The sequence below is a fragment of the Methylophilus sp. DMC18 genome, from assembly GCF_056314005.1.
Genome location: NZ_JBQUZE010000002.1, coordinates 26016 through 47272, shown reverse-complemented (window position 1 = coordinate 47272; position 21257 = coordinate 26016). Strand labels below are relative to the sequence as shown.

22 protein-coding genes are annotated in these 21257 nt (G+C 52.6%); 15 read left to right on the top strand and 7 right to left on the bottom strand.

Annotated elements, in window-relative coordinates; all coding sequences use genetic code 11:
- Positions 1 to 48 precede the first annotated feature (48 nt).
- From ACT53G_RS04055 to ACT53G_RS04030, 6 genes are all read left to right on the top strand, one after another.
- Positions 49 to 534 carry an ankyrin repeat domain-containing protein gene (locus ACT53G_RS04055; protein ID WP_194748297.1) on the top strand — a complete coding sequence of 162 codons (486 nt, stop codon included), beginning with the start codon at positions 49 to 51 and terminating at the stop codon, positions 532 to 534.
- Positions 535 to 715: 181 nt separating this feature from the next.
- Complete coding sequence (locus ACT53G_RS04050) at positions 716 to 1066, top strand: c-type cytochrome (protein WP_476145471.1); 351 nt, start codon at positions 716 to 718, stop codon at positions 1064 to 1066.
- Positions 1066 to 2358: an FCSD flavin-binding domain-containing protein gene (locus ACT53G_RS04045; protein ID WP_476168791.1), complete on the top strand. Its 1293-nt coding sequence runs from the start codon at positions 1066 to 1068 to the stop codon at positions 2356 to 2358. Before ACT53G_RS04050 ends, ACT53G_RS04045 begins: the two co-directional genes overlap by 1 nt.
- Complete coding sequence (locus ACT53G_RS04040) at positions 2322 to 3569, top strand: PQQ-dependent sugar dehydrogenase (protein WP_476168790.1); 1248 nt, start codon at positions 2322 to 2324, stop codon at positions 3567 to 3569. Before ACT53G_RS04045 ends, ACT53G_RS04040 begins: the two co-directional genes overlap by 37 nt.
- A 55-nt stretch (positions 3570 to 3624) precedes the next feature.
- Positions 3625 to 4209: a hypothetical protein gene (locus ACT53G_RS04035; RefSeq protein WP_476145468.1), complete on the top strand. Its 585-nt coding sequence runs from the start codon at positions 3625 to 3627 to the stop codon at positions 4207 to 4209.
- A gap of 9 nt (positions 4210 to 4218) precedes the next feature.
- Entirely contained in the window at positions 4219 to 5103 is an 885-nt protein-coding gene (locus ACT53G_RS04030; protein WP_476145467.1) for an SMP-30/gluconolactonase/LRE family protein, read from the top strand.
- Positions 5104 to 5260: 157 nt separating this feature from the next.
- On the opposite strand, the gene ACT53G_RS04025 is transcribed toward ACT53G_RS04030, so the two are convergent.
- Positions 5261 to 5455 (bottom strand): hypothetical protein, encoded by a 195-nt coding sequence (locus ACT53G_RS04025; protein ID WP_194748302.1) that lies wholly within the window; start codon positions 5453 to 5455, stop codon positions 5261 to 5263.
- Between the two features lie 199 nt (positions 5456 to 5654).
- Here ACT53G_RS04025 and ACT53G_RS04020 point away from each other — a divergent pair, with 199 nt between their 5' ends.
- The 4 genes from ACT53G_RS04020 to ACT53G_RS04005 all read left to right on the top strand — a co-directional run bounded on the left by ACT53G_RS04020 (position 5655) and on the right by ACT53G_RS04005 (position 9534).
- Positions 5655 to 6335 carry a response regulator gene (locus ACT53G_RS04020; RefSeq protein ID WP_194748303.1) on the top strand — a complete coding sequence of 227 codons (681 nt, stop codon included), beginning with the start codon at positions 5655 to 5657 and terminating at the stop codon, positions 6333 to 6335.
- 14 nt (positions 6336 to 6349) lie between these two features.
- Positions 6350 to 7816 carry a sensor histidine kinase gene (locus tag ACT53G_RS04015; RefSeq protein ID WP_228518771.1) on the top strand — a complete coding sequence of 489 codons (1467 nt, stop codon included), beginning with the start codon at positions 6350 to 6352 and terminating at the stop codon, positions 7814 to 7816.
- The gene (locus tag ACT53G_RS04010; RefSeq protein ID WP_476154093.1) at positions 7743 to 8558 is read left to right on the top strand and encodes a ferritin-like domain-containing protein; all 816 of its coding nucleotides are present in this window, start codon (positions 7743 to 7745) and stop codon (positions 8556 to 8558) included. The genes ACT53G_RS04015 and ACT53G_RS04010 overlap by 74 nt, the downstream gene beginning before the upstream one ends.
- Positions 8559 to 8820: 262 nt before the next feature.
- Positions 8821 to 9534, top strand: a complete 714-nt coding sequence (locus tag ACT53G_RS04005) for an EAL domain-containing protein (RefSeq protein ID WP_476168789.1) — start codon at positions 8821 to 8823, stop codon at positions 9532 to 9534.
- Positions 9535 to 9623: 89 nt separating this feature from the next.
- Here ACT53G_RS04005 and ACT53G_RS04000 read toward each other — a convergent pair whose 3' ends face one another.
- The 3 genes from ACT53G_RS04000 to ACT53G_RS03990 form a co-directional block, all read right to left on the bottom strand.
- Positions 9624 to 12170 (bottom strand): YbcC family protein, encoded by a 2547-nt coding sequence (locus ACT53G_RS04000; protein WP_476168788.1) that lies wholly within the window; start codon positions 12168 to 12170, stop codon positions 9624 to 9626.
- A 36-nt stretch (positions 12171 to 12206) separates the two neighbouring features.
- On the bottom strand, positions 12207 to 13742 hold the full coding sequence (locus tag ACT53G_RS03995; RefSeq protein ID WP_476168787.1) for an NADH-quinone oxidoreductase subunit L: 1536 nt from the start codon (positions 13740 to 13742) through the stop codon (positions 12207 to 12209).
- Between the two features lie 74 nt (positions 13743 to 13816).
- Complete coding sequence (locus ACT53G_RS03990) at positions 13817 to 14032, bottom strand: hypothetical protein (protein ID WP_275355995.1); 216 nt, start codon at positions 14030 to 14032, stop codon at positions 13817 to 13819.
- 120 nt (positions 14033 to 14152) lie between these two features.
- Here ACT53G_RS03990 and ACT53G_RS03985 point away from each other — a divergent pair, with 120 nt between their 5' ends.
- The 3 genes from ACT53G_RS03985 to groL all read left to right on the top strand — a co-directional run bounded on the left by ACT53G_RS03985 (position 14153) and on the right by groL (position 17171).
- Positions 14153 to 15046: a LysR family transcriptional regulator gene (locus tag ACT53G_RS03985; protein ID WP_194748309.1), complete on the top strand. Its 894-nt coding sequence runs from the start codon at positions 14153 to 14155 to the stop codon at positions 15044 to 15046.
- 151 nt (positions 15047 to 15197) lie between these two features.
- Positions 15198 to 15515, top strand: coding sequence for a co-chaperone GroES (locus tag ACT53G_RS03980; RefSeq protein WP_313986538.1), 318 nt, complete (start codon positions 15198 to 15200; stop codon positions 15513 to 15515).
- Between the two features lie 36 nt (positions 15516 to 15551).
- Complete coding sequence (groL, locus tag ACT53G_RS03975) at positions 15552 to 17171, top strand: chaperonin GroEL (protein WP_275355999.1); 1620 nt, start codon at positions 15552 to 15554, stop codon at positions 17169 to 17171.
- A 100-nt stretch (positions 17172 to 17271) separates the two neighbouring features.
- Here the strand turns inward: groL and infA are convergent, their stop codons facing one another.
- The 3 genes from infA to serB form a co-directional block, all read right to left on the bottom strand.
- Entirely contained in the window at positions 17272 to 17508 is a 237-nt protein-coding gene (gene infA / locus ACT53G_RS03970) for a translation initiation factor IF-1 (RefSeq protein WP_018985872.1), read from the bottom strand.
- 70 nt (positions 17509 to 17578) lie between these two features.
- A complete protein-coding gene (locus tag ACT53G_RS03965) occupies positions 17579 to 17785 on the bottom strand; it encodes a cold-shock protein (RefSeq protein ID WP_194748312.1) in 207 nt (68 codons plus the stop codon).
- A gap of 390 nt (positions 17786 to 18175) precedes the next feature.
- Positions 18176 to 19015 carry a phosphoserine phosphatase SerB gene (gene serB / locus ACT53G_RS03960; protein WP_194748313.1) on the bottom strand — a complete coding sequence of 280 codons (840 nt, stop codon included), beginning with the start codon at positions 19013 to 19015 and terminating at the stop codon, positions 18176 to 18178.
- A gap of 160 nt (positions 19016 to 19175) precedes the next feature.
- Here serB and ACT53G_RS03955 point away from each other — a divergent pair, with 160 nt between their 5' ends.
- Positions 19176 to 19946: an elongation factor-1 alpha gene (locus ACT53G_RS03955; RefSeq protein ID WP_194748314.1), complete on the top strand. Its 771-nt coding sequence runs from the start codon at positions 19176 to 19178 to the stop codon at positions 19944 to 19946.
- 140 nt (positions 19947 to 20086) lie between these two features.
- On the top strand, positions 20087 to 21256 hold the full coding sequence (sucC, locus tag ACT53G_RS03950) for an ADP-forming succinate--CoA ligase subunit beta (RefSeq protein ID WP_476168786.1): 1170 nt from the start codon (positions 20087 to 20089) through the stop codon (positions 21254 to 21256).
- Position 21257: the final 1 nt, after the last annotated feature.

Genomic DNA, 21257 nt, shown 5'->3' with positions numbered 1-21257 from the left:
AAAAAGTGGTTATTTTTAAAAAATGAAAATCAGGTGTTTGGAGAGATTATGAAATCAATTAAGTTTTTACTGGCCTTGTGTTCACTGTCATTTGCCTTGCAAGCGTTTGCATTGACCGATGATGAATATATGGAGTTTACCGAGGCGCTGACGGGTGGCAATATCAAAGTCGTGAAAAAGTTTGTCGAAGCTGACCCTTCATTGGTCAACCAGAAGTTCTTTGCCTGGGAACCCCTGCAAATGTCCGCATCCAAAGGCAAGCTGGATGTGGTGAAATACCTGGTTTCCAAAGGGGCGGATCTGAACTATGTGCATCCGGCCAGCCGCAATACTGCATTTCATATGGCCGCATTTATTGGCGATACTGAAACCATGAAATATCTGGCCTCTGCAGGCGCAGATGTAAACAAGAAACTCAAAGGCGATGTTTCGCTAATTCGTTACTTCAGAGAAGAAAATAACCAGAAAATGGTAGATTTACTGACCCAGTTAGGCACCAAAGATGATGGCTGCCAGGAAGAAAAATGCTTCTAATCCTCGAACTGGCGAGGGGGTGTTGATAAAAACGGTCATGAGTTTCATGGCCGTTTTTTTGTTTCGGGTCATGCGGCAGTATCGGCGATCGCGGCACCCGCTGTGTAACCGCAGTCACTCACATCGCCATGCCCATTCAGAATAATGTGGGCTCAAACTCATCATGTGTGACGGGGGTTACATGAAGTCATTATCCAGCAGTGTGTTATTTATTTATCTTGCCTGCGCCAGCCTCGGCGCGCATGCGCAAGACCCGCAGGCGATCCGAACGCTGGCAGCATCTTGTGCCGCCTGCCATGGCCCGGCCGGCAACAGCCTGGGCGGCACAGCGACACTGGCTGCGCTCAATCAAGCCTATTTTATCCAGCGCATGCAGGGCTTTAAAGACGGCTCGGTCAGCGCGACGGTGATGCACCATCATGCCAAAGGACTCACAACAGAAGAGATTGCGGACTTGGCGGCCTATTTTGCAAAACAACCCAGACAGACGCCTCCCGCCTTGCCCAAGCAATCTTTTTTGGGGAGACAGTAATGACCGCCGCATTTGAACAAGCACCCATGGCCCCCAATGGCCGCAGACAATTTATGCGTTCCATCGTCTATGGCGGTCTGGCCTTTTATGGTCTGCCTGCGTTTGCACGCGCGAGCAAACCACCGCTTGGCCATGTCGTCGTGGTTGGTGCAGGCTTTGCAGGGCTCACGGCCGCCAAATATTTACGCGACTGGAGCATGGGCAATCTTAAAGTCACTGTGATCGAACCGAATCCACAGTTTATTTCCTGCCCGCAAAGCAATCTGGTCTTGGGTGGCAGCCGCACACTGGACGATTTGAGTTTTAGCTATGCGTTGTCACGCAAGCAGCATGGCATCGACTGGGTACAAGACACGGTCACCAGTGTTGATCTGGCCAACAAGCAAGTACAGCTGACGCGCGGTCATCTGCATTATGACCGCCTGATTCTGGCCCCCGGCGTTGATTTCAATTACGCAAGCATCACCGGCATGACCACGCCAGTGACCGACATCCCTCATGCCTGGAAAGCCGGCCTGCAAACTTTGCAATTACGGCAGCAACTGGAGCAGATGCCGGATGGCGGCATATTTGTGATGACCATCCCACCCGGCCCTTATCGCTGCCCGCCCGGCCCCTATGAGCGCGCTTGCCAGGTGGCGCATTACTTCAAACAACACAAACCGCGTAGCAAAGTCGTTATTCTGGATGCCAATGCCGACATCGTGTCGAAAAAAGGCTTGTTTTTGCAGAGTTTTCAGGGGGTGTATAAAGACCTGATTGAGTACCACAACAACAGTACCATTCTGCAGCTGGATCCGGTGAGCAAAACAGTCAAAACTGACTTTGAATCGGTCAAGGCCGATGTCCTGAATGTCATCCCGCCGCAGCTGGCAGGCAAGGTTGCGCAAGTGGCTGGGCTGGTCAATGTGGATCAGCGCTGGTGTGAGGTGGACTTTGTCACCTATGCCTCTTCGCTGCAACCGGACGTGCATATTATCGGTGACAGTATTTCTGCTGGCTTGCCCAAATCCGCCCATATGGCGACCTCACAGGCCAAGGTGTGTGCGGCTGCCATCATCGCCATGCAAAGCGGTCACGCGCCCAATCCACTACCGGTGTTTGCCAATACCTGCTACAGCTTTGTCGATGACCAGCAGGCCATGCATGTCGCCAATGTTTATCGTTATGACCCTGTTAAGAAAAGCATGGTGTCTGCAGAGGGCGGCGGCGTTTCAGCCAAGGCCAGCGTGCAGGAAGGGGAATATGCCCAGGCATGGGCGCAGAATATCTGGGCAGATACGCTGACATGATGACTGCCGCGCTCAGTGCTGTCAGAGAAAAGCAGTCACTGTTAGCTGGCCTGATGCTGATCAGCCTGGGCATGGTAACCAGTTTGCATAATGCCACCGCGCAACCTCTGGCGACAGACGCCCTGCGCAATCTCAAGGCGCCTGCCGGGCTGCAAATTGAGCGCTTTAGTGATGTGAGCGCCTGGGGCATGCCTCGCATGCTGGCGCTGGATCCGCAAGGGCAGTTACTGGTGAGTCTGGCGGACACTGGCCGTATTCTGAGACTGGACCAAGCGGGTCATGCCGAGCTGATTGCACAAGGACTCAATGGCCCGCAAGGCCTCACCCTGCTAGGAAAAGACCTGCTGGTTGCGGAGCAAACCGGCGTGGTGAAATTGCCCTGGCAAGACAGCCATTGGGGGCCGCCACAGCCGTTTATCCGAAACTTGCCCAGTGGCGGCCACTCCCTCAAAACGGTCAAGGTGTCGCCAGATGGCTATGTCTTTGTCAACGTGGGCTCCAGCTGTAATGTCTGTGTGGAAGACAACCCGCTACGCGCCACATTACTGCGCTTTGCCGCAGATGGCCGACCTGCCGGTGCGCTGGTTACGCTGGGCTGGCATGCCCAAAGCGCGGTCTGGGCGACCGGACTGCGTAACACGCAGGGGTTCACCTGGCATCCACAAACAGGTGCGCTGTTTGCCACCAACAATGGTGCCGACAATCGCAGCAGCCAGGCTCATGGCGCCGTTGATGATGACCTGCCACCTGAGCACTTGAACCAGATTGAAGGCGGAAAATCCTATGGCTGGCCCTATTGCTGGGGCGATCCGGCACAGCCAGGCAAGCTGTTTGCAGACCCAAATATGCCAGGCGCCGCAGGAACCTGCCAACAATCGCAGGCGCCCGCCCTGCTACTCCCCGCCCACAGCACACCGATAGGCATCACTTTTTTGCAGCACAGCAAGCTTCCCGCAGAAATGCGTGAGGATGCCATTGTCGCGCTGCACGGTTCATGGAACCGCAAACAGCCCAGCGGCTACGCCTTGCTGCGTGTACAATTCAGGAACCAACAACCTGTCGCAACCGTCCCATTCATTGAGGGTTGGCTGCAAGACAATCAGGCTTGGGGCCGACCGGTAGACGTGATCGTCGGCACGGATGGCTGGCTGTATGTGAGTGATGACCTGACCGGCTGGATTTACCGTATCCGTGAGAAAACGCTGCAATAAAAGATTTATGCCACAGACCCGTTCTGGTCTGGGTGAATTGTTTGAGGAGATTGAAATGAAACGTCTTTTAACGTACTTAAGCGGCGCCCTGTGCCTGGCTTTGACGCCTGTTACCCAGGCCGGTGCCCAGCCTTCATTGGTCATTCAGGTGCCAGAGTCTTTTTACCAGCATCCGGTGCGTTTGCTCAACCCCTATTTAGTTTACTGGCACAATCGCGCTGAAATTGCAGAGTCGGTTGGCTTGAACAGCTTTCAGGCACAACATTACACCACATCCAGCTGCCAAGCCGAAGCACAAGGCCAGGCATTGGTCGTGATCGAACCCAATATGTTTTATAACCCGCAAACTGGCGTGTTTTACAGCGAGATCACGGCCAGAGTTTATAACACCCCGGCTGCGGATAGCGCGCTAGGCAAACCACTGATGACGGTGAAAGGCGAAGGCCAGTCGCGTGGCTGGCTGACCTACAATGTAGAGAACTTTGCCCGCCAGTCCTACCAGCAGGCATTTGAGCAAGTGATCCAGAAAATCCAGCAAAACCCGGCTTATGAGCTCTCTGTCGTAGCCGCGCCCGTTCAAACCTACCAAGCCTTGTGCAACAGCATTGATACGCTGTCACAACCTAAAGCCCTGTTCTAGAAAGAAAATATGCAATCATTTATCTCGAACACACCGTCATGGATGCAATGGCTGTTGGCCAGCAGCCTAACCCTGACCAGCCTAACCAGCCATGCGCAACCTCTGGAGCCGGTTAAAGGTCTGCTGACGCCCGAGTCCGTCGTACAAGCGGCCGATGGCAAAATTTATGTGTCAGAAATCAATGGCTTTGGCCAGGATGGCGACGGGCAAATCCGTGTACTGGACCATGGCCAATCCTCCATTCTGGTACAAGGGCTGGATGATCCCAAAGGCTTGGTCATTATTGGCAATGATTTGTATATTGCTGACAAAACCCGTGTACTGCGTGTTGCACTGAACCAGCCAGGCGCAACCGCTGAGGTATTTTTGTCTGCCAACGAGTTCACCCAGCCGCCGCAATTTCTGAATGACCTGGCGGCGGATGCCAATGGCAATCTGTATATCAGCGATAGCGGCGACATTTTGGGCACAGGAAAAGGTGGTGCCGTTTACAAAGTGACCCCGCAACGCCAGGTGACCCTGCTGCTGGATGGCAAGATTGATGAGCGCATTTTGGCGCCAAATGGTTTGCTGGCCGATGCCAAAGGCGAACACTTGCTGTTGGTCGACTTTACCTCGGGGGTGCTATACAGCTACGACCTGGCAGGCAAATCACTGCAAGAGGTGGCACGCGGATTTGGCGGCGGCGATGGCCTGGTCAGGCAGGCCAATGGTACGATTTATGTCAGCGACTGGAAGTCCGGCAAGATTTTCAAGGTGGATGCACAACATAAAGTCACCTTGATCAAACAAGGTTACCAATCTGCAGCCGACATCGCGCTTAGCCAGGATGACCATCATCTGCTGGTTCCGGATATGAAAGCAGGCGTACTGGATATTCTGCCTTTGCGCTAATCAGCAGGGATGCCAGGCCATGGCCTGGCATTTTTGTGGCTTGCAACAGGCAAAAAAAAACCACGCAGAGCGTGGTTAAAGTGAGAGGATACACACGAAACCGCTGATTGCCTAAACGTCGCTGCAGGGAATTCAGCGCGCTTAGGCAACTTCACAGTTACTTGGTTTGCGCAGTTTTTTTGTCAATCTCCTTTTGGGAACTGACCGCTGGCTGCGCACCAGCGTGTTTGGCGACTTTCAGATGCCTTTGCATTTCTACCTGGTCATGTGGTGAGGGATTTGTCCCCGCCCACACGGGCATCGAAAGTAAATATCCTGTCATTCCTATGATCAGCAACATGCGTTTTTTCATGATCACTCCTTATCAGGTTCCAACCCGTTGATCCTTAGTGTTTCTTGGTCAGCGTCTTGACTTCTGCGCTGTCAACGATTCACACGATACGCCTCGGGCCTTACAGCTAACTTACGCGCGCCTTGCACCAAGCTTACAACCCGTCAATCCGGCTTGCATTGAGGTAAACTGAGCGTATTCAAACCAGCAGGTGAAAGCGATGCGTCTATTAATAGTGGAAGATGATTTGGTGATTGCAAACGGTCTGGTACGTGCATTGACGCAAGCGGAATATGCCGTGGACCATGTGACAGACGGCAAGCAAGCCTTACGGGCAATTAATGATGATGTATATGATTTGGTGATTCTGGATTTAGGCTTGCCCACCATGGACGGGATGACGATATTGTCGCACCTGCGCCAGCAAGCCAACCCGATTGCCGTCCTCATTTTAACCGCGCGAGAAGATGTGGCGACACGCGTACAAGCGCTCGATATCGGCGCCGATGATTTTCTCACCAAGCCGTTCCACCTTGAAGAACTCGAAGCGAGGGTGCGTGCCCTGATCCGCCGCAGCAAGCTGGGCAATAACCTGCCACTGCAATGCGGTAACTTGAAACTGGATGTCGCCAACAAACTGGCGACCATCAATGACCAACCAGTCACCCTGTCTGCACGCGAACTGCATTTGCTGGAAACGTTGATGATGCGCATGGGTAAGATCATTGCCAAAGAGCAGATCATGGAATCGTTATGCAACTGGGATGAGACACTGGGCGATAATGCCATTGAAGTGTATATCCATCGTCTGCGCAAAAAAATTGAGCCCAGTGGCGCCAATATTCGCACAGTGCGCGGCTTGGGCTATATGCTGGAAGCCGAACAACATGCGCAGTCCTAAAGGGTGAGCAGACCATGATGCCCCCGCTTTCGCTCAAAAGCCAGCTGCGCTTGTGGCTGTTGCTGCCCATGCTGGTTGTGCTGGGCGTTTCTGCCGCCTTGTCTTACTCACGCGCCCTGCTCTATGCCACACAGGCCTACGACCAGGCCTTGTTGCGGACCGTGCTCGCGCTGGCAGATGAGGTGATTATTGATAGCCACAATCAAGTCAAAATTGAGATCCCCGAGGTCGCCAGCCATTTGCTCAGCTATAACGAAGGCGATCACATTTACATCAAAATCAGCGACCCCAAGGGTAAGCTGGTGTTTGGCGAAGCGCATTTACCCTTGCCCAAGCAACTGCCTGCGGGCAACCAGCAGGTTTACTATAACAGCCACTACAAGGGCGAAGCGATCCGCGCCGTAACCTTTGGCCTGCCAGAAAGCGAGGCGGCCAATGCGCGCAATATTCTGATCAGCATGGCCGAGACCACGGGCAAACGGGACGCCATGGTGGCCGAAATGGTCGAAGAAATGCTGTTGCCGCAAGTGCTTATGATGTTGTTGGCTGCCATTGTGATTGAATTGGGTATTTATTTTGCCCTCAAACCCTTGCAAGACCTCAGGGAATCTTTGCACCAACGCTCTTACCGTGACCTGAGCGCGCTGGATACGCAAGCGACGCCAAACGAACTGCAACCCTTGCTGCAAGCGATGAATGCGCTGCTCGCACGGGTCAAGGCAGGCTTGCAACAGCAGCAGCAATTTATTGCCGATGCCTCACACCAGTTGCGCACACCGATTGCCGGACTGCAAACCCAGGCTGAACTGGCCTTGCGCAGCCAACCGCCTGAGGCCATTCAAGAGCCGCTCAATTACATGCTGCGCAGCACCACCCGCTTGTCACACCTGATACAGCGGCTGTTGACCATGGCCAGAACCGATGCTGCTGTTTCGCAGCTGCAATTTCAGCCAGTGTCACTCACCAAAATCATTTCAGATGAATGTGCGCGCTGGATTGGGCCAGCCAGTAACAAACAGTTAGAGCTCGATGTCATGATTGAAACCCAGCAGGATCAGGTGCTGGGCGATGCGCTCATGCTCTCTGAACTCTTAAACAACCTGCTGGAAAACGCCATTCAATACACCCCAAAACAAGGCCTGTTGCAGATCCGTTTATTGCAAGCGGGCAAATTTCTGGTGCTTGAAGTGGCAGACAGTGGCATCGGCATTCCTGCCGATCAAACCACCCTGGTTTTTGAGCGTTTTCACCGGCTGGACCCGAATCAGGGCAATGGCTGCGGCCTGGGGCTCGCTATCGTGGCCGAAATTGCCGAACATCATAACGCCAGCATCACAGTCACTCCGGGGCTGGCACATCCTGTCAGTGGTCACATTGGCAGCCAATTCACGGTAAAATTCGAGCGCTATGACGAACGACTGCCTGAGAACCCGCGCCCTGCAAACCCTGACCCTAAGGGACCCGCAACAAAAATGTCTTGAGGTCGCTGCCCTGTGGCAAGCCTGCCTCACTGGCGCGCTGAAAATCCGGCCACAGCAGGCATTATCCGCAGACGACCAGAGTATTCCCGGCCGGCCTGAGCGCCCGGCCCTGGTGGCGCCGGCCAAAGTGCAGCGGCGAGCCATGAACACGGCCGAAGGCCGCGCCGCCTTGATTCATGCATTGGCGCATATCGAATTTAATGCCATCAACCTGGCCCTGGATGCGGTCTGGCGATTTGCCGACATGCCTGAAGCGTATTACCGCGACTGGCTGCAAGTGGCCAAAGAAGAGGCTTATCATTTTTCGCTACTGCGCCAACATCTGCAGCAGCTGGGCTTTGATTACGGCGACTTTGATGGTCACAACAGCCTGTGGGAGATGGTCGAAAAAACCCAGGTCGATGTCCTGGCCCGCATGGCGCTCGTTCCACGCACCATGGAAGCCCGTGGCCTGGATGCCACCCCACCGCTCAAACAAAAACTGTTACAAGCTGGCGACCAGGCCGCCGCCGCCATCCTCGATATTATCCTGCGCGATGAAATCGGCCATGTCGCGATAGGCAATCGCTGGTTTGGCTATTTGTGTGATCAACGCCAGCTCGACCTGGTGGATACCTTTGAGCAATTACGCCAACAATACCATGCGCCCAAACTGCGCCCACCCTTCAATCTTGCAGCACGCAAGCTTGCCGGCTTCACCGATATTGAGCTCGCCTATTTGAATGGAGATTGCAGTGCGTAGGAATTGTCGTGAGCGGATCAACACAGCATACATATACAAGCTTTGTTGAATTATATGAGCATCAAATATAATGCTTTTCAACTGATCAAGCTGCAACGGTGCGTATTAATATCCCTAAAGTATTAAATTTATTTTTGAGTTTCATCGCCTAGCTGGAACGACCGCATCCCATCAGGTAGCAAGAAGCTGGTGACTGCGTACAGGAGAACCCTAAATGCAATGTGGAAAATGTAATCCTCAACACCTGGGGATAGACTTTTCAATGGCGTTTCAACCCATTATTGCCTTCGAGCGCAAACAGATTTGGGGATATGAAACACTGGTACGTGGCCTGGAAAACCAGCCAGCGGCGTTCATTCTGGATCAAATTGACGCCTCCAGTATTCATAGCTTTGATCAAACCATCCGCTCAAAAGCCATCAGGCTCGCCAATCAGTTACATTTTGACCAGATTCTGTCCATCAATTTTTTACCAAACGCAGTCTACAACCCTGAAAACTGTATTCAATCCACGCTCGCCGTGTGTGATGAACTCGGTTTTGATAAAAAGCGCATCATGTTTGAGGTGACCGAGGCAGAAAAAATCACCGACCATGCGCATTTAAAAAACATTTTTACCGAATACAAAAAACATCAATTTCTGACTGCGATTGATGATTTTGGCGCGGGTTATTCTGGCCTGAACTTACTGGCTGAATGGCAGCCAGATATTATCAAGCTGGACATGAACCTGATCCGCGACATAGACCAGAATAAAACCAAACAACTGATTGTGAAAAGCATCCTGGATGTGTGTCGCGGACTCAATATCGAGGTGATTTCAGAGGGCGTCGAGACCCGCGCTGAACTGACGGTACTGGTCGATTTTGGCATCGACCTGTTTCAAGGCTATTATTTTGCCAAGCCCTTGTTTGAAGGGCTGCCAACCGTGGCTGAAGACTGTTTTAGCCTGGCTCGCTCACCTGACCCAAGATAGCTAAAAAATCACTCACTTGCCAGCATGCATCCATGACCGGTCTTTAGTAAACGACCTCAGGCATGCACACTGACAAGATGATGACAGACTCAAACGGGCTGCGTCATTTCAGCAAAATCCAGTGCCTGCCATTGCCCGGCAACATACCGCCAACGCTGCCCATCCTCTTCACACCACAGATGTAACCAGCCATGGTTGACCAGGTGGCTAATGACCGCATGCCTGCCGATAATCTGGTCAATCTGTCTGCAGCTTGCCACAATGACCACCGTCAAGCGGAGCGGTTCATGCATCCACTGCTGGCCATCATGCAATGACTGTTTGGAGAGACCGATTCTGAGGTCACCACCGTTGCCTTCAAACACGCCGATGCGGCCACCGACGACGTTGTGTAACAGCTTGTTTCCGCTCCCAAGCTTGACTGGCTCACAGGTCGAGGCATGGTACTGCCAGTTAATCCAGTGCGTCACCAGCATCGGGGCCGTCATCAGTTGTTCCAATAACGCCCCTTCAATATCCGCCGCCGCATCATACTCATGCAAAAATGCCCGCCCGGCCAAATTCAAATGTCTGGTACGCGCCCGGGGGGCCAGAATAAATGCCGCATTGTTGGCCAAGCCCCATTCCGGCCGGGTCTGCGCAGCGTCATTGGCACGCTGGCGAAAGGCTTTGAACAAACGACCGGCATCGCTGGCTTGTGTTGACTGCATTGAGATAGAGGCTAACTGTGCCCGTACAACTTCACCGGCAGCGGTAAACAGCTCAGCCGCTTGCTGCCAGCGAGTGTGCGTTGCGGCTGGCAGCAGATCAAGATCAAAGCCTTGCAACGCTTGTGTGGTAGTGTTGTGCAAGGCGGCAACAAACCAGGTTTCGGCGGGGATCGTCATACCCATACTAGCCAGCTGTGCCCTCACCTCGGCATCATTGAGCACGGCAGCCAAGGCACGCGTGTTTACCTCACCAGACTGTCCACAACATGCGCCGCAATCGAGGCTGGAGGCATGCGCATTGTTTTTGCTCTGGCTGGCATGCCCCACCAGTAATACCAGCGGCGCCAACCCGCTGGTCAGGCCTAAACTGTTGAGTACCCGCGCGGCAAGCTCGGCTTTTTCGACCACGCTCACCGCTTGTAACTGAGGCCGGGTCAATGCGCGGTATTTTTTCGGCAAGCCATGTTGATCAAGCGAACTGCGGGCATGCAATTGCGGCTTGATCATGGCTAACAAGGGTTTCAAAAACAGGGGGCCTGCGCTCTCTACCAACGAAAAGGCCGCTCCAGGATATTTGCTCAGTCGGCTGACCTGGCCAGACAGCATAAAATTGCTGAGCCGCTTTTGGCCGACTTTTAGCTGTAGCGCTTTGCTATCGCCCTGTGCCACTTCGCTTCCCGTCTCTGAACCGACAAGGACTTGATCACGGACAGTTAAGCTAGGGGCCAGCAGGCCCGGTAACTGTGGACGCTGATAGTCGGAAGCAAAAGGCTGATAGGCAATCGGCAAGCCAAAAAAGCCCGCCGCACCCAGCGTTTGTATATTGGGTGACAATGATTCTATTGCCCGCCGGATCGGTTCACTGCGCACATCAATACAAAATGCGGCTTGAATCAGTGGCGTGGGTGTTACAGCCTCCGGTATCTGGCTCAGTTGTTGCGCCAGCTGGCGCTGATAACCGATTTCCAGTGCCAGTTGCCAGACCTCATCCACTTGCAATGCCTGTTCTGCAGCTTGAATTTTTTCAGCCACATGCTGCCATTTTTGCTGGATGACCCTAATGGCGCTGTTGGTTGCATTGAGACCTTTACATTGCATTAAAATCACGCCCCATGCCAACCGAATCGCCAGCAAATCACGCAAGCTGCCATCACTCTGGCCTTGTAATCTGGCTTGCCAATCCAGATAAGCACACCAGGATGCCCAGCCATTCACCGTGAGCAATACCGCCTCAAAATAATCGGCCAGCACGGCCTCATCCAGGCCCAGCGCCTCGACCACCCAGCGCTCAGCCTGTTGGCGATTGCGTGGCAAATAATCCAGAAACTGGTGGATGTTGGGCAAGCCCATCAACACACCGATGCCATGGTCATGCACGATCATGTCACGCCAGAACTGGTACAAGCCACCTGCACGCTCAGGCTGCCAGTCTGACTGGTCCCGGTCAAAATACGCGGCACAAGTCTGGCTGACCTGATGCGTAATCGCATCGCGCCAGGTCAAGCGCTGAAACCGCTGGGCATCGTCATCGAGCACATCAATCAATAGCGGTAATTGGGTAATGGCAAGCGGCGCCGATAGCTGGGCCACTGCCTCTGCAATCGTGGTCTGCCTGAGCCCGAGTTGTGTTATGGCCTGGGTTAAGTCCTGTGCAGACATGCGTCCTTGCTGCCAGGCATGTAACAGATGACTTCTGGCCGGAAACACTTGCAGATCGCCTAGCACAGCCATGCGTGCCGCTACAGTCCTCACTGGCAAGTGGACTCTTTTCCAATGCGGGTTGACTGCAATCGACTGATCCAGCGGCCAGGTAGGCGCAATACTGTCGCACGCACGCTGGCAGGCCTGGTCTATCACCTGCTCACGGATAGACTGTGATTGCCCATGGTGACGCCCTGGGAATACTTGGTCTTCAATAAAAAACATCTTTTGGTTCCTTATCTATTCATTTCAGAAGCGCGCCTAGTCATTGGCATGCGTGCTTTTGCCCCAACTAACCGGCCATAAACGCAAGACCCATCGCGTGTAAAACTCATCCAGATAAAACCCGGCATACACCGAGCGATGCAGCACAGCCAACCGCGCAGGCATCTGCTGGATCATGGTCGTGGCAAGGTACAGCATGAGCATGGCCAGCACACTTATCCATCCGCCCGTAGGGGAAGGCTGATCGTGTATCCCGAGGGGAAGCAGGTGAAACACGACACTAACGGCGGTCAACCCCATGGCAAGCACACTGCCGAATAGCAGGGCTTGCAGTTGCAGGCGCAGAGTCACTGCCTGCCCGACCTGCTGCCACAATATAGGGGCCCAGGCCAGCGCCAGTATCAGGCTCCACCAGGCTGGCCACAGCTGGGTCCCCAAGACCGCCTGTACCCCGAACACAATCACCATGGTCAACACCGGGGCAAGCAACATGCTCAACTTGGCAAAGGCCGCTTTACCCGCCATCTGCTGCAAGCGCGTGTGTGTGACAATGTCGGCGGCGGACAAAAAGGCATAAGCCTTGTAAATCGAGTGTCCGATCAGGTGCAGCGCCGCAAAGGTGTATAGCCCCAGCGCGCATTCCACTATCATGAAGCCCATTTGTGCCACGGTGGACCATGCCAGCCTGACCTTGATACTGACCCGGGTAAACATGACCAGCGAGGCAAACAGGCATGTCACCAGCCCAACCGCTAACAATACATGTCTGGCCAGTGTTGCCTGTTCGAACAAGGGGGCAAAGCGGATCAAAACATAACCAGACAGGTTCACCACACCGGCATGTAACAAGGCAGAAACAGGCGTCGGTGCTTCCATCACCTGGATTAACCAGCCATGCACCGGCAGTAATGCCGTTTTTAAAATGACCACCGCCACCAGCAGCATGGCACACCAGCTACTGAGCTGCGACAAGCCATGCACGCTAACATGTGAAAGAAAGACTGAAATCTGTGCGCTTCCGGTTTCGACATAGGCGATCAAGGCCGTCAACATCAACAGACTATCCGCCAACACATCCGCCACGGTCTTTTTGTGCGAAGCCAACAGTGCAAACGGCCGGTCTGCATAAAAACACAGCAAGTGCTTTAAACACACGCCAATGGCTGACCATGCCGCGACAAACAACAACCAGTGATCAGCAATCAGCAGCACATGCACACTGGCAAGGACCAGGCTTAAAGCGGTGACAAAGCTTTTCTGATTGGCCTCACCTTCGAGGTATCTGGCAGAAAAATGTCCGATCACCCACCCCAGCAATTGCACCAAACAAGCCATCAGCGCCTGCAGAGGGGAAACAGCAATGCCAAACGCACTGAAAAAATTGCCAGGCAACGACTGGACATGCAGACACACGGCTGCGGCGGATATACCTGCCGCCACAAGCGCCACGCTGAGCAGACGCTTAAACAGTTGCCAGCCACGGTCATGTTGCCAGGGTAGTACTCCACTCAGCAGCCCAGCCAGCCACATGATGGCTCCGGGTACCAGTGCAAAATAAATGACAACGTCCATTAACACGGCCTTTCATGACCAAAAAATACATTGATAAAACAGAACATAAAATACACTTTAATAGAAGATAAAGATTAACCGGAGGTAGGCCCATCAATCGCTACAGATTGTTGGGTGACCACCTCTTGCACCGACGCGCTTGTCGTCGGCTCACCCTCTATTGGCGCCCAGACTTCAGGCAGTAATTCAATTAGAATTTCGCCCTGGGTAACCACCTCCTCACCATTTATTTCTACGTTCTTGGGATAAACCGTCACTGTTCGACCATCAATTTCAAGCCGCTTCATCATCACCATTTCACCTATCTAACTATATTAAAAAACCAAATAGCGGGTGATGCAGATTTTGACGGATGATTTTAATTAGGTAAAATATATAAATATTAATTTTATGTTCTATTTTATTTATATATGGCGAGACTCAATTATCATCACTTGCAATATTTTTGGCATATCGTGAAAGTGGGTAGCTTGACCAAGGCAGCAGAAAAATTGCATATCTCGCAATCCGCGCTGTCTTCACAGATCAGGCAACTGGAAGAAAGCCTGGACTGCGCATTGTTTTTAAGACAAGGGCGTAAACTGGTGTTGACGGAGTTCGGTAATTTGGCGTTTTCCTATGCAGATTCGATTTTTACCAAAGGCATAGAACTCGAAAACCTGCTGAGAAAAGGTATTGCGTCTGAGAGTCAAACGTTGCGGATTGGTGTGCTCTCTACCATGTCCAGAAACTTCATCGAGAGCTTTGTGGAGCCATTACTGAATCACTCGGAGATCAAACTCGAAATTTCTGCCAGCGGGCAAACCAACTTGCTCAATGCGCTTTCGAATCACCAGATAGACCTGGCGCTCACCAATATCGAGGTGAGAGGCAATACTGACCAGTTATGGGAGTGTATTCTGCTAGATCGGCAACCCATCAGTGTGATCGGCCCGGCAGAGATTGAGATCAAACACGGATTTTCGGCCAAATATGCGGAGTACAACTGGATTTTGCCCAATCAGGACAGCCCGATTCGGGCGGCCTTTGATGGCTTGTGCGCCTTGCATCACCTAGAACCTCACATCGTGGCCGAAGCGAATGACATGGCGATGTTGCGGCTGTTAGCGCGCGACAGCCGGGCACTCACCGTCATGCCGGAGGTGGTGGTTAAAGACGAGTTAAAAAATGGTGTGCTCAAATCCTTCACGCAACTGGAAGGGATTTTTGAGAATTTCTATGCAGTCACGATCAAAAAACATTTCCGCAAGTTTGAAATCAGCCAATTGGTGAATCAGTTTCTAGTCAAAAAAAGAGCGCTCTAGCCCTCTTGAAATTTTTTTGCGCATCCCTATTTTCACGGTATCAGCAACTCTGCTGATACCTTTTCGCCACTGGAGGCATGATTGCCAGTTGCGTCTGCAAACGTCTCCAGTGGTGGTTTTTGTTGAACTTATTCGCTAAGGAGAATTGAACATGAATATTCGTCCCCTGTATGACCGCGTCATAGTCAAGCGAGTCGAACAACAACGTACGACCGCTTCCGGCATTGTGATACCAGACACAGCTGCAGAAAAACCCGAGCAAGGCGAAGTCATCGCTGTCGGGAGCGGCAAGTCCCTTCAAGACGGCAGCCTGAGAGCCCTGGCAGTGAAGGTCGGTGACCATGTCTTATTTGGCAAATATGCCGGACAAACAGTCAAACTCAATGGCGAAGAGGTATTAGTCATGCGCGAAGAAGACATTCTCGGTGTGATTGAACCCGCCTCTGCCGATCTCAAAAAAGTCGCTTAATCACTTTGTTGCTAAGAGAGAAAGGAGAATTGAACAATGGCAGCTAAAGATGTGAAGTTTCATGACCACGCCCGTCAAAAAATTGTAAAAGGCGTGAATATCCTGGCCGATGCGGTCAAGGTCACCCTGGGCCCCAAAGGCCGCAATGTGGTGCTGGAACGCAGTTTTGGCGCCCCGGTGATTACCAAAGATGGTGTTTCGGTCGCCAAAGAAATCGAGTTGCAAGACAAGTTGGAGAATATGGGCGCGCAAATGGTGAAACAAGTCGCGTCTAAAACCGCGGATGTCGCAGGTGACGGTACGACTACCGCCACCGTACTGGCGCAGGCGATAGTGCAAGAAGGCATGAAGTCGGTCGCCTCAGGCATGAACCCGATGGACCTCAAACGCGGCATAGATAAAGCGGTGGCTGCGTTGGTGGATGAGCTCAAAGTCATGTCTAAAGCCATCACCACCAATAGAGAGATTGCCCAGGTAGGCTCTATTTCTGCCAACTCGGATACCGCCATTGGACAGATCATCGCCGATGCTATGGAAAAAGTTGGCAAGGAGGGGGTGATTACGGTAGAAGAAGGCAAGTCACTGCAAAATGAGTTGGATGTGGTGGAAGGCATGCAATTTGACCGCGGCTACATCAGCCCCTATTTTGTGAACAATCCGGACAAACAGGTGGCGGCGCTGGATGAGCCGATGATTTTGTTGTATGACAAGAAAATCAGCAATATCCGCGACTTGTTGCCGACGCTGGAAAACGTAGCCAAAACCAACAAGCCTTTGCTGATCATTGCCGAGGACGTGGAAGGCGAAGCGCTGGCGACACTGGTCGTCAACAGCATGCGTGGCATCCTCAAAGTAGCTGCCGTCAAAGCGCCAGGCTTTGGTGATCGTCGCAAAGCCATGCTAGAAGACATTGCCATCCTGACCGGGGCCACCGTCGTCTCAGAAGAAACCGGCATGCAACTGGAGAAAGTCAGCATCGAGCATTTGGGCCGTGCAAAACGGGTTGAGATACACAAAGAAAACACCGTTATCATTGATGGCGCTGGCGACCAAGCCAAGATTAAAGCCCGTGTGCAGTCTATTCAAACCCAAATTCAGGAGACCACTTCTGACTACGACAAGGAAAAACTGCAAGAGCGCGTGGCCAAGCTGGCCGGTGGTGTCGCCGTGATTAAAATCGGTGCGGCCACCGAAGTCGAAATGAAAGAGAAAAAAGACCGTGTCGATGACGCCCTGCATGCCACCCGCGCTGCGGTGGAAGAAGGCATCGTCCCTGGCGGCGGTGTGGCTTTACTGCGGGCTCGCAGCCGTATCGGTGCCCTCAAGGGGGATAATGATGATCAGGATGCTGGTATCCGCATCGTGTTGCGCGCAATCGAAGAGCCCTTGCGCGCGATTGTGAAAAATGCCGGAGAAGAGCCTTCTGTGGTCATCACCAAAGTGCTTGAGGCAACGGGTAACACCGGCTACAACGCCGCGACAGGTGAATATGTGGATATGGTGGAAACCGGTGTGGTCGACCCCACCAAAGTGACTCGCACCGCGCTGCAAAATGCCGCCTCGATTGCCGGGCTGATTTTGACCACCGATGCGACCGTGGCCGAATTGCCCAAAGAGGACAAAAAAACGCCTGCGATGCCTGAGATGGACTACTAAGCGCGATCAGCGTGATGCCATCAACGATAAAAGCCCCGCAAGGGGCTTTTTTTCTAGCTGAGCAAGATCAACTGCACGCCGAAAAGAGCGGCAGGTGGACTCAAGCAGGTCTTCTGGGCGGCAGATGCCTGAACGTAATACGTCCTTTGCCCATGTCGTAAGGCGACATTTCGATGGTGATTTTATCGCCCGCCAAAATACGTATTTTGTGCTTGCGCATTTTGCCGCCGGTGTAGGCAGTCAACTGATGCCCATTGTCCAGCGTCACGCGATAGCGCGCATCCGGCAACACTTCAGTCACTGCGCCCTGCATTTCAATCAATTCTTCTTTAGCCATGCGATTCCTTTTTCAATAATGAAAAAAGCCCGAAACCGGGCTTTTTACTGCGCCACTTAGTCAGGCGTGACTATGCAATCACCTGAATCGCAGAAGCTTGTTTGCCTTTAGGGCCAGTCGTTTCGTTGTATGAAACGCGCTGGTTATCCGCCAGGCTTTTAAAACCTGCTGATTGAATCTCGGAAAAGTGAGCGAACAAATCATCGCCACCCTGATCTGGAGTAATAAAACCAAACCCTTTTGCATCGTTAAACCATTTGACAATACCTGTAGCCATATCTAAATCCTTTGTAAAAAATGAAAGGGAAACCCCTTGGAGGGCGAGGCACAAGTAAGCGGGATTAACGAGAGAACCAGAAGATACCACCAGAGAAAACAACAATGCTTGAACGTCGCGTGCAACCACTATGCGCTTTATGCACCACAATAGCAAATATTATTTTCAAAAAAACCAAAATAAATCAAATATTTATTTAAGCATTTATCCCGAAAAGCATTCAATACGCGACAAATCGCATCATCAAAAAACTCAAGGCATCGCCTGTGGACAAGCGCAGGCCTCATTTGGCTAAATAAAAAGCGCCCAAGCCACCCTTGAATGCTTTATGTTAGGTGGCGATGACTCGAGAGCAGAATTCTGGAATCATGGAGCAACCGTGCAGATGAGTTAGACCGATAGCAAGCTCGCTACGCCATCCAGCCCCACCACATTGAGCGCATACATGGCTTGCTGTTGCACCACTGGTTTGGCGTGATAAGCCACGCCCACCGCGGCAACCGCCATCATTTTGAGGTCGTTGGCACCGTCACCAATCGCAATCGTTTGTGCGGCCGACAGGCCCAACTGATCACGCAGTTTAGTGAGTTCATCGGCTTTGCGCTGGGCATCGACGATCTCACCAAGGACCTGGCCGGTGAGTTTGCCGTCTATGATTTCCAGCGTGTTGGAGACCGCGTAATCCAGCCCCAAGGTCTGTTGGACATGGTTGGCAAAAAAGGTAAAGCCGCCAGAGACGACCATGGTTTTGATGCCGTGTTGCTTGCAGGTATTGATCCAGGCTTGCGCGCCGGGATTAAAACGAAGGCGCTCATCAATCACGCGTTGCAATGCGGTCGCTGGCAGGCCTTTGAGCAAGGCCACACGTTTACGCAGGCTGGCAGAAAAATCCAGCTCGCCACGCATGGCGGCTTCGGTGATCTCGGCGACCTGCGGTTTGAGGTTCATCATGTCGGCAATTTCATCAATGCATTCAATGGAGATCAGGGTGGAGTCCATATCCATGACGCACAAGCCCATGTGTTGCAGCCTATGAGTGTCTTGCACCAGCGCGCAGTCTATCTGCTGACTGGCGCAAAAAGCCTTCACTTCCAGATAATCCGCTTCTGGCACCGGCAAATAGTAGGCATGTTCGCCCACTTGCATAAACTGCGCATGCCCGCCCACCAGGCCATGAAGATGGGAAAGATGAGCCATGGTGATGGCCGGCCCTTGAACCACTAAACGCATGATCACTACCGTCGATTAAAAGACTGGATTATAGCAGTTGCCCGTGCATCGCATTGATAAGCGTGCTTTTTTGGGAGTATTTCTGTTTTTGGATTGCCCCCGGCAATGATATGCTTGGCAAAAATTAAAACTGGTTAAACTCAACACCCTAGGGATTACAATGAAACAAGACGCACAAACGCTGCCATGGCTGAACCTGCCTAACCTGCCCTTACCGCTTAAAGCCCTGTTTATTGGTTATCTGCTCGTGATTGGCGTCGGCCTGTGTATGGCTGGCCTGCAAATAATGCTCACGCACGGCATGGCCGATGGCAAATTCGGCTTGTCCGTGAACGATATTGTTTACAGTTATTACGGTGACCGCAGTGGCACCAAACTGGCGAGCAAACTTAATGGCTCCATGTCTGACAAGGCACCCCTGGAGGTCCGCCAGGACATTATCAAATGGGCGCAACAAGGCGCGCCACAAGACCAGTGGGAATCACACTTCAAGCAGGTGTTTGCGCAGCATTGCGTCATGTGCCACAGCAACATCCCCGGCATCCCCAACTTTAACAACTATGATGAAGTTAAGGCGCGCGCAGAGGTGAATGAGGGCGCAACGATCAGCGGCCTGACGCGGGTGTCGCATATACACCTGTTTGGCATCAGTTTCATTTTCTTTTTTATCGGCCTGATTTTCAGTTTTGCCGTGAATGTGCCCAAACCTGCCAAAATCATTGCCATCGCCTTCCCGTTTGCTTTTCTGATTATGGACGTGATGTCGTGGTGGCTGACCAAGTTGTCACCACACTTTGCCTGGTTGACGATTATCGGTGGCATTGGCTACAGCCTGGCCTCCAGTTACATGTGGGTGATCAGCATGTATCAAATGCTGGTACTGTCCCGCAATGGCAAAGTCTACGGCAATGCCTGGGCGCAGGACTTATAAGCGACGACGCATTCGTTAACGCTATCGCGTTAAATACGTTTAAAAACCGCACAGTTGTGCGGTTTTTTTATTTGCAGTCTAGCCTTGATAGGGTATTTGCGCGAAAATAGATGCTTAACTATCAAAACCTCTGAATTTTCATGAATCTGCACGAATACCAAGCCAAACAACTCCTGCAAAAATATGGTTTGGCCACACCGGCTGGCCTGGTCGTTCAATCCGAAGAAGCCGCTGCGGCAGCCACCAAAGAACTGGGCGGTGAAGCCTGGGTGGTCAAGGCCCAGGTGCATGCCGGCGGTCGCGGCAAAGCGGGTGGCGTCAAAGTGGTTAAATCTGCATTAGAAGCGCAAACCGTGGCAGGTAGCCTGCTTGGCAAGCATTTGGTGACTTACCAGAATGCGCCGGATGGCCAACCCGTGCATCAGGTGCTGGTGGAGCAAACCCTGCCGATTGCACGTGAGCTTTATCTTTCGATGCTGGTAGACCGCACGCTGGAACGCGTGGTCATGGTTGCTTCCAGCGCAGGCGGCATGGATATTGAAGAGATTGCGGCTACCCAGCCAGAAAAAATCCTGCAGGAAGTCTGTGACCCGCTCAATGGCCTGGTGGACTTTCAGGCGCGCAACCTGGCGTTTGGCTTGGGTCTGAGTGGTGACCAGATTGGCGCGTTTACCAAGCTGGCCAAAGGCCTGTACAAATTGTTTAAAGACAATGACTTGTCACTGCTCGAAATTAACCCGCTGATTGTAACCGCTGAAGGAAAACTGGTGGCGCTGGATTGCAAAATGACGGTAGATGACAACGCACTTTACCGTCAAAAACCGTTTGCAGAGATCCGTGACTGGTCACAAGACGATGCCAAAGAAGCGGAGGCCCATCATAGCGGCCTCAATTACATTGCCTTAAATGGCAACATTGGTTGCATGGTGAACGGCGCTGGCCTGGCCATGGCGACCATGGACTTGATCAAGCTGCATGGCGGCATACCTGCCAACTTTCTGGATGTCGGCGGCGGCGCCACGGCTGAGACCGTGACCAAGGCCTTCAAAATCATCCTGGCTGACGCTAATGTGAAAGCGATTCTGGTCAATATTTTTGGCGGCATCATGCGTTGCGACATCATTGCCACCGGCATTATCACCGCAGTCAGAGAGGTGGGCATGACCATTCCGGTCGTGGTGCGGCTGGAAGGGACCAATGTCGAGTTGGGCAAGCAGATGCTGCGTGAGAGTGGCCTGAATATTATTTCTGCAGAAGGGCTGACCGATGCCGCCCAGCAAGCAGTCAACGCAGTGAACAAGGGTGTGTAGT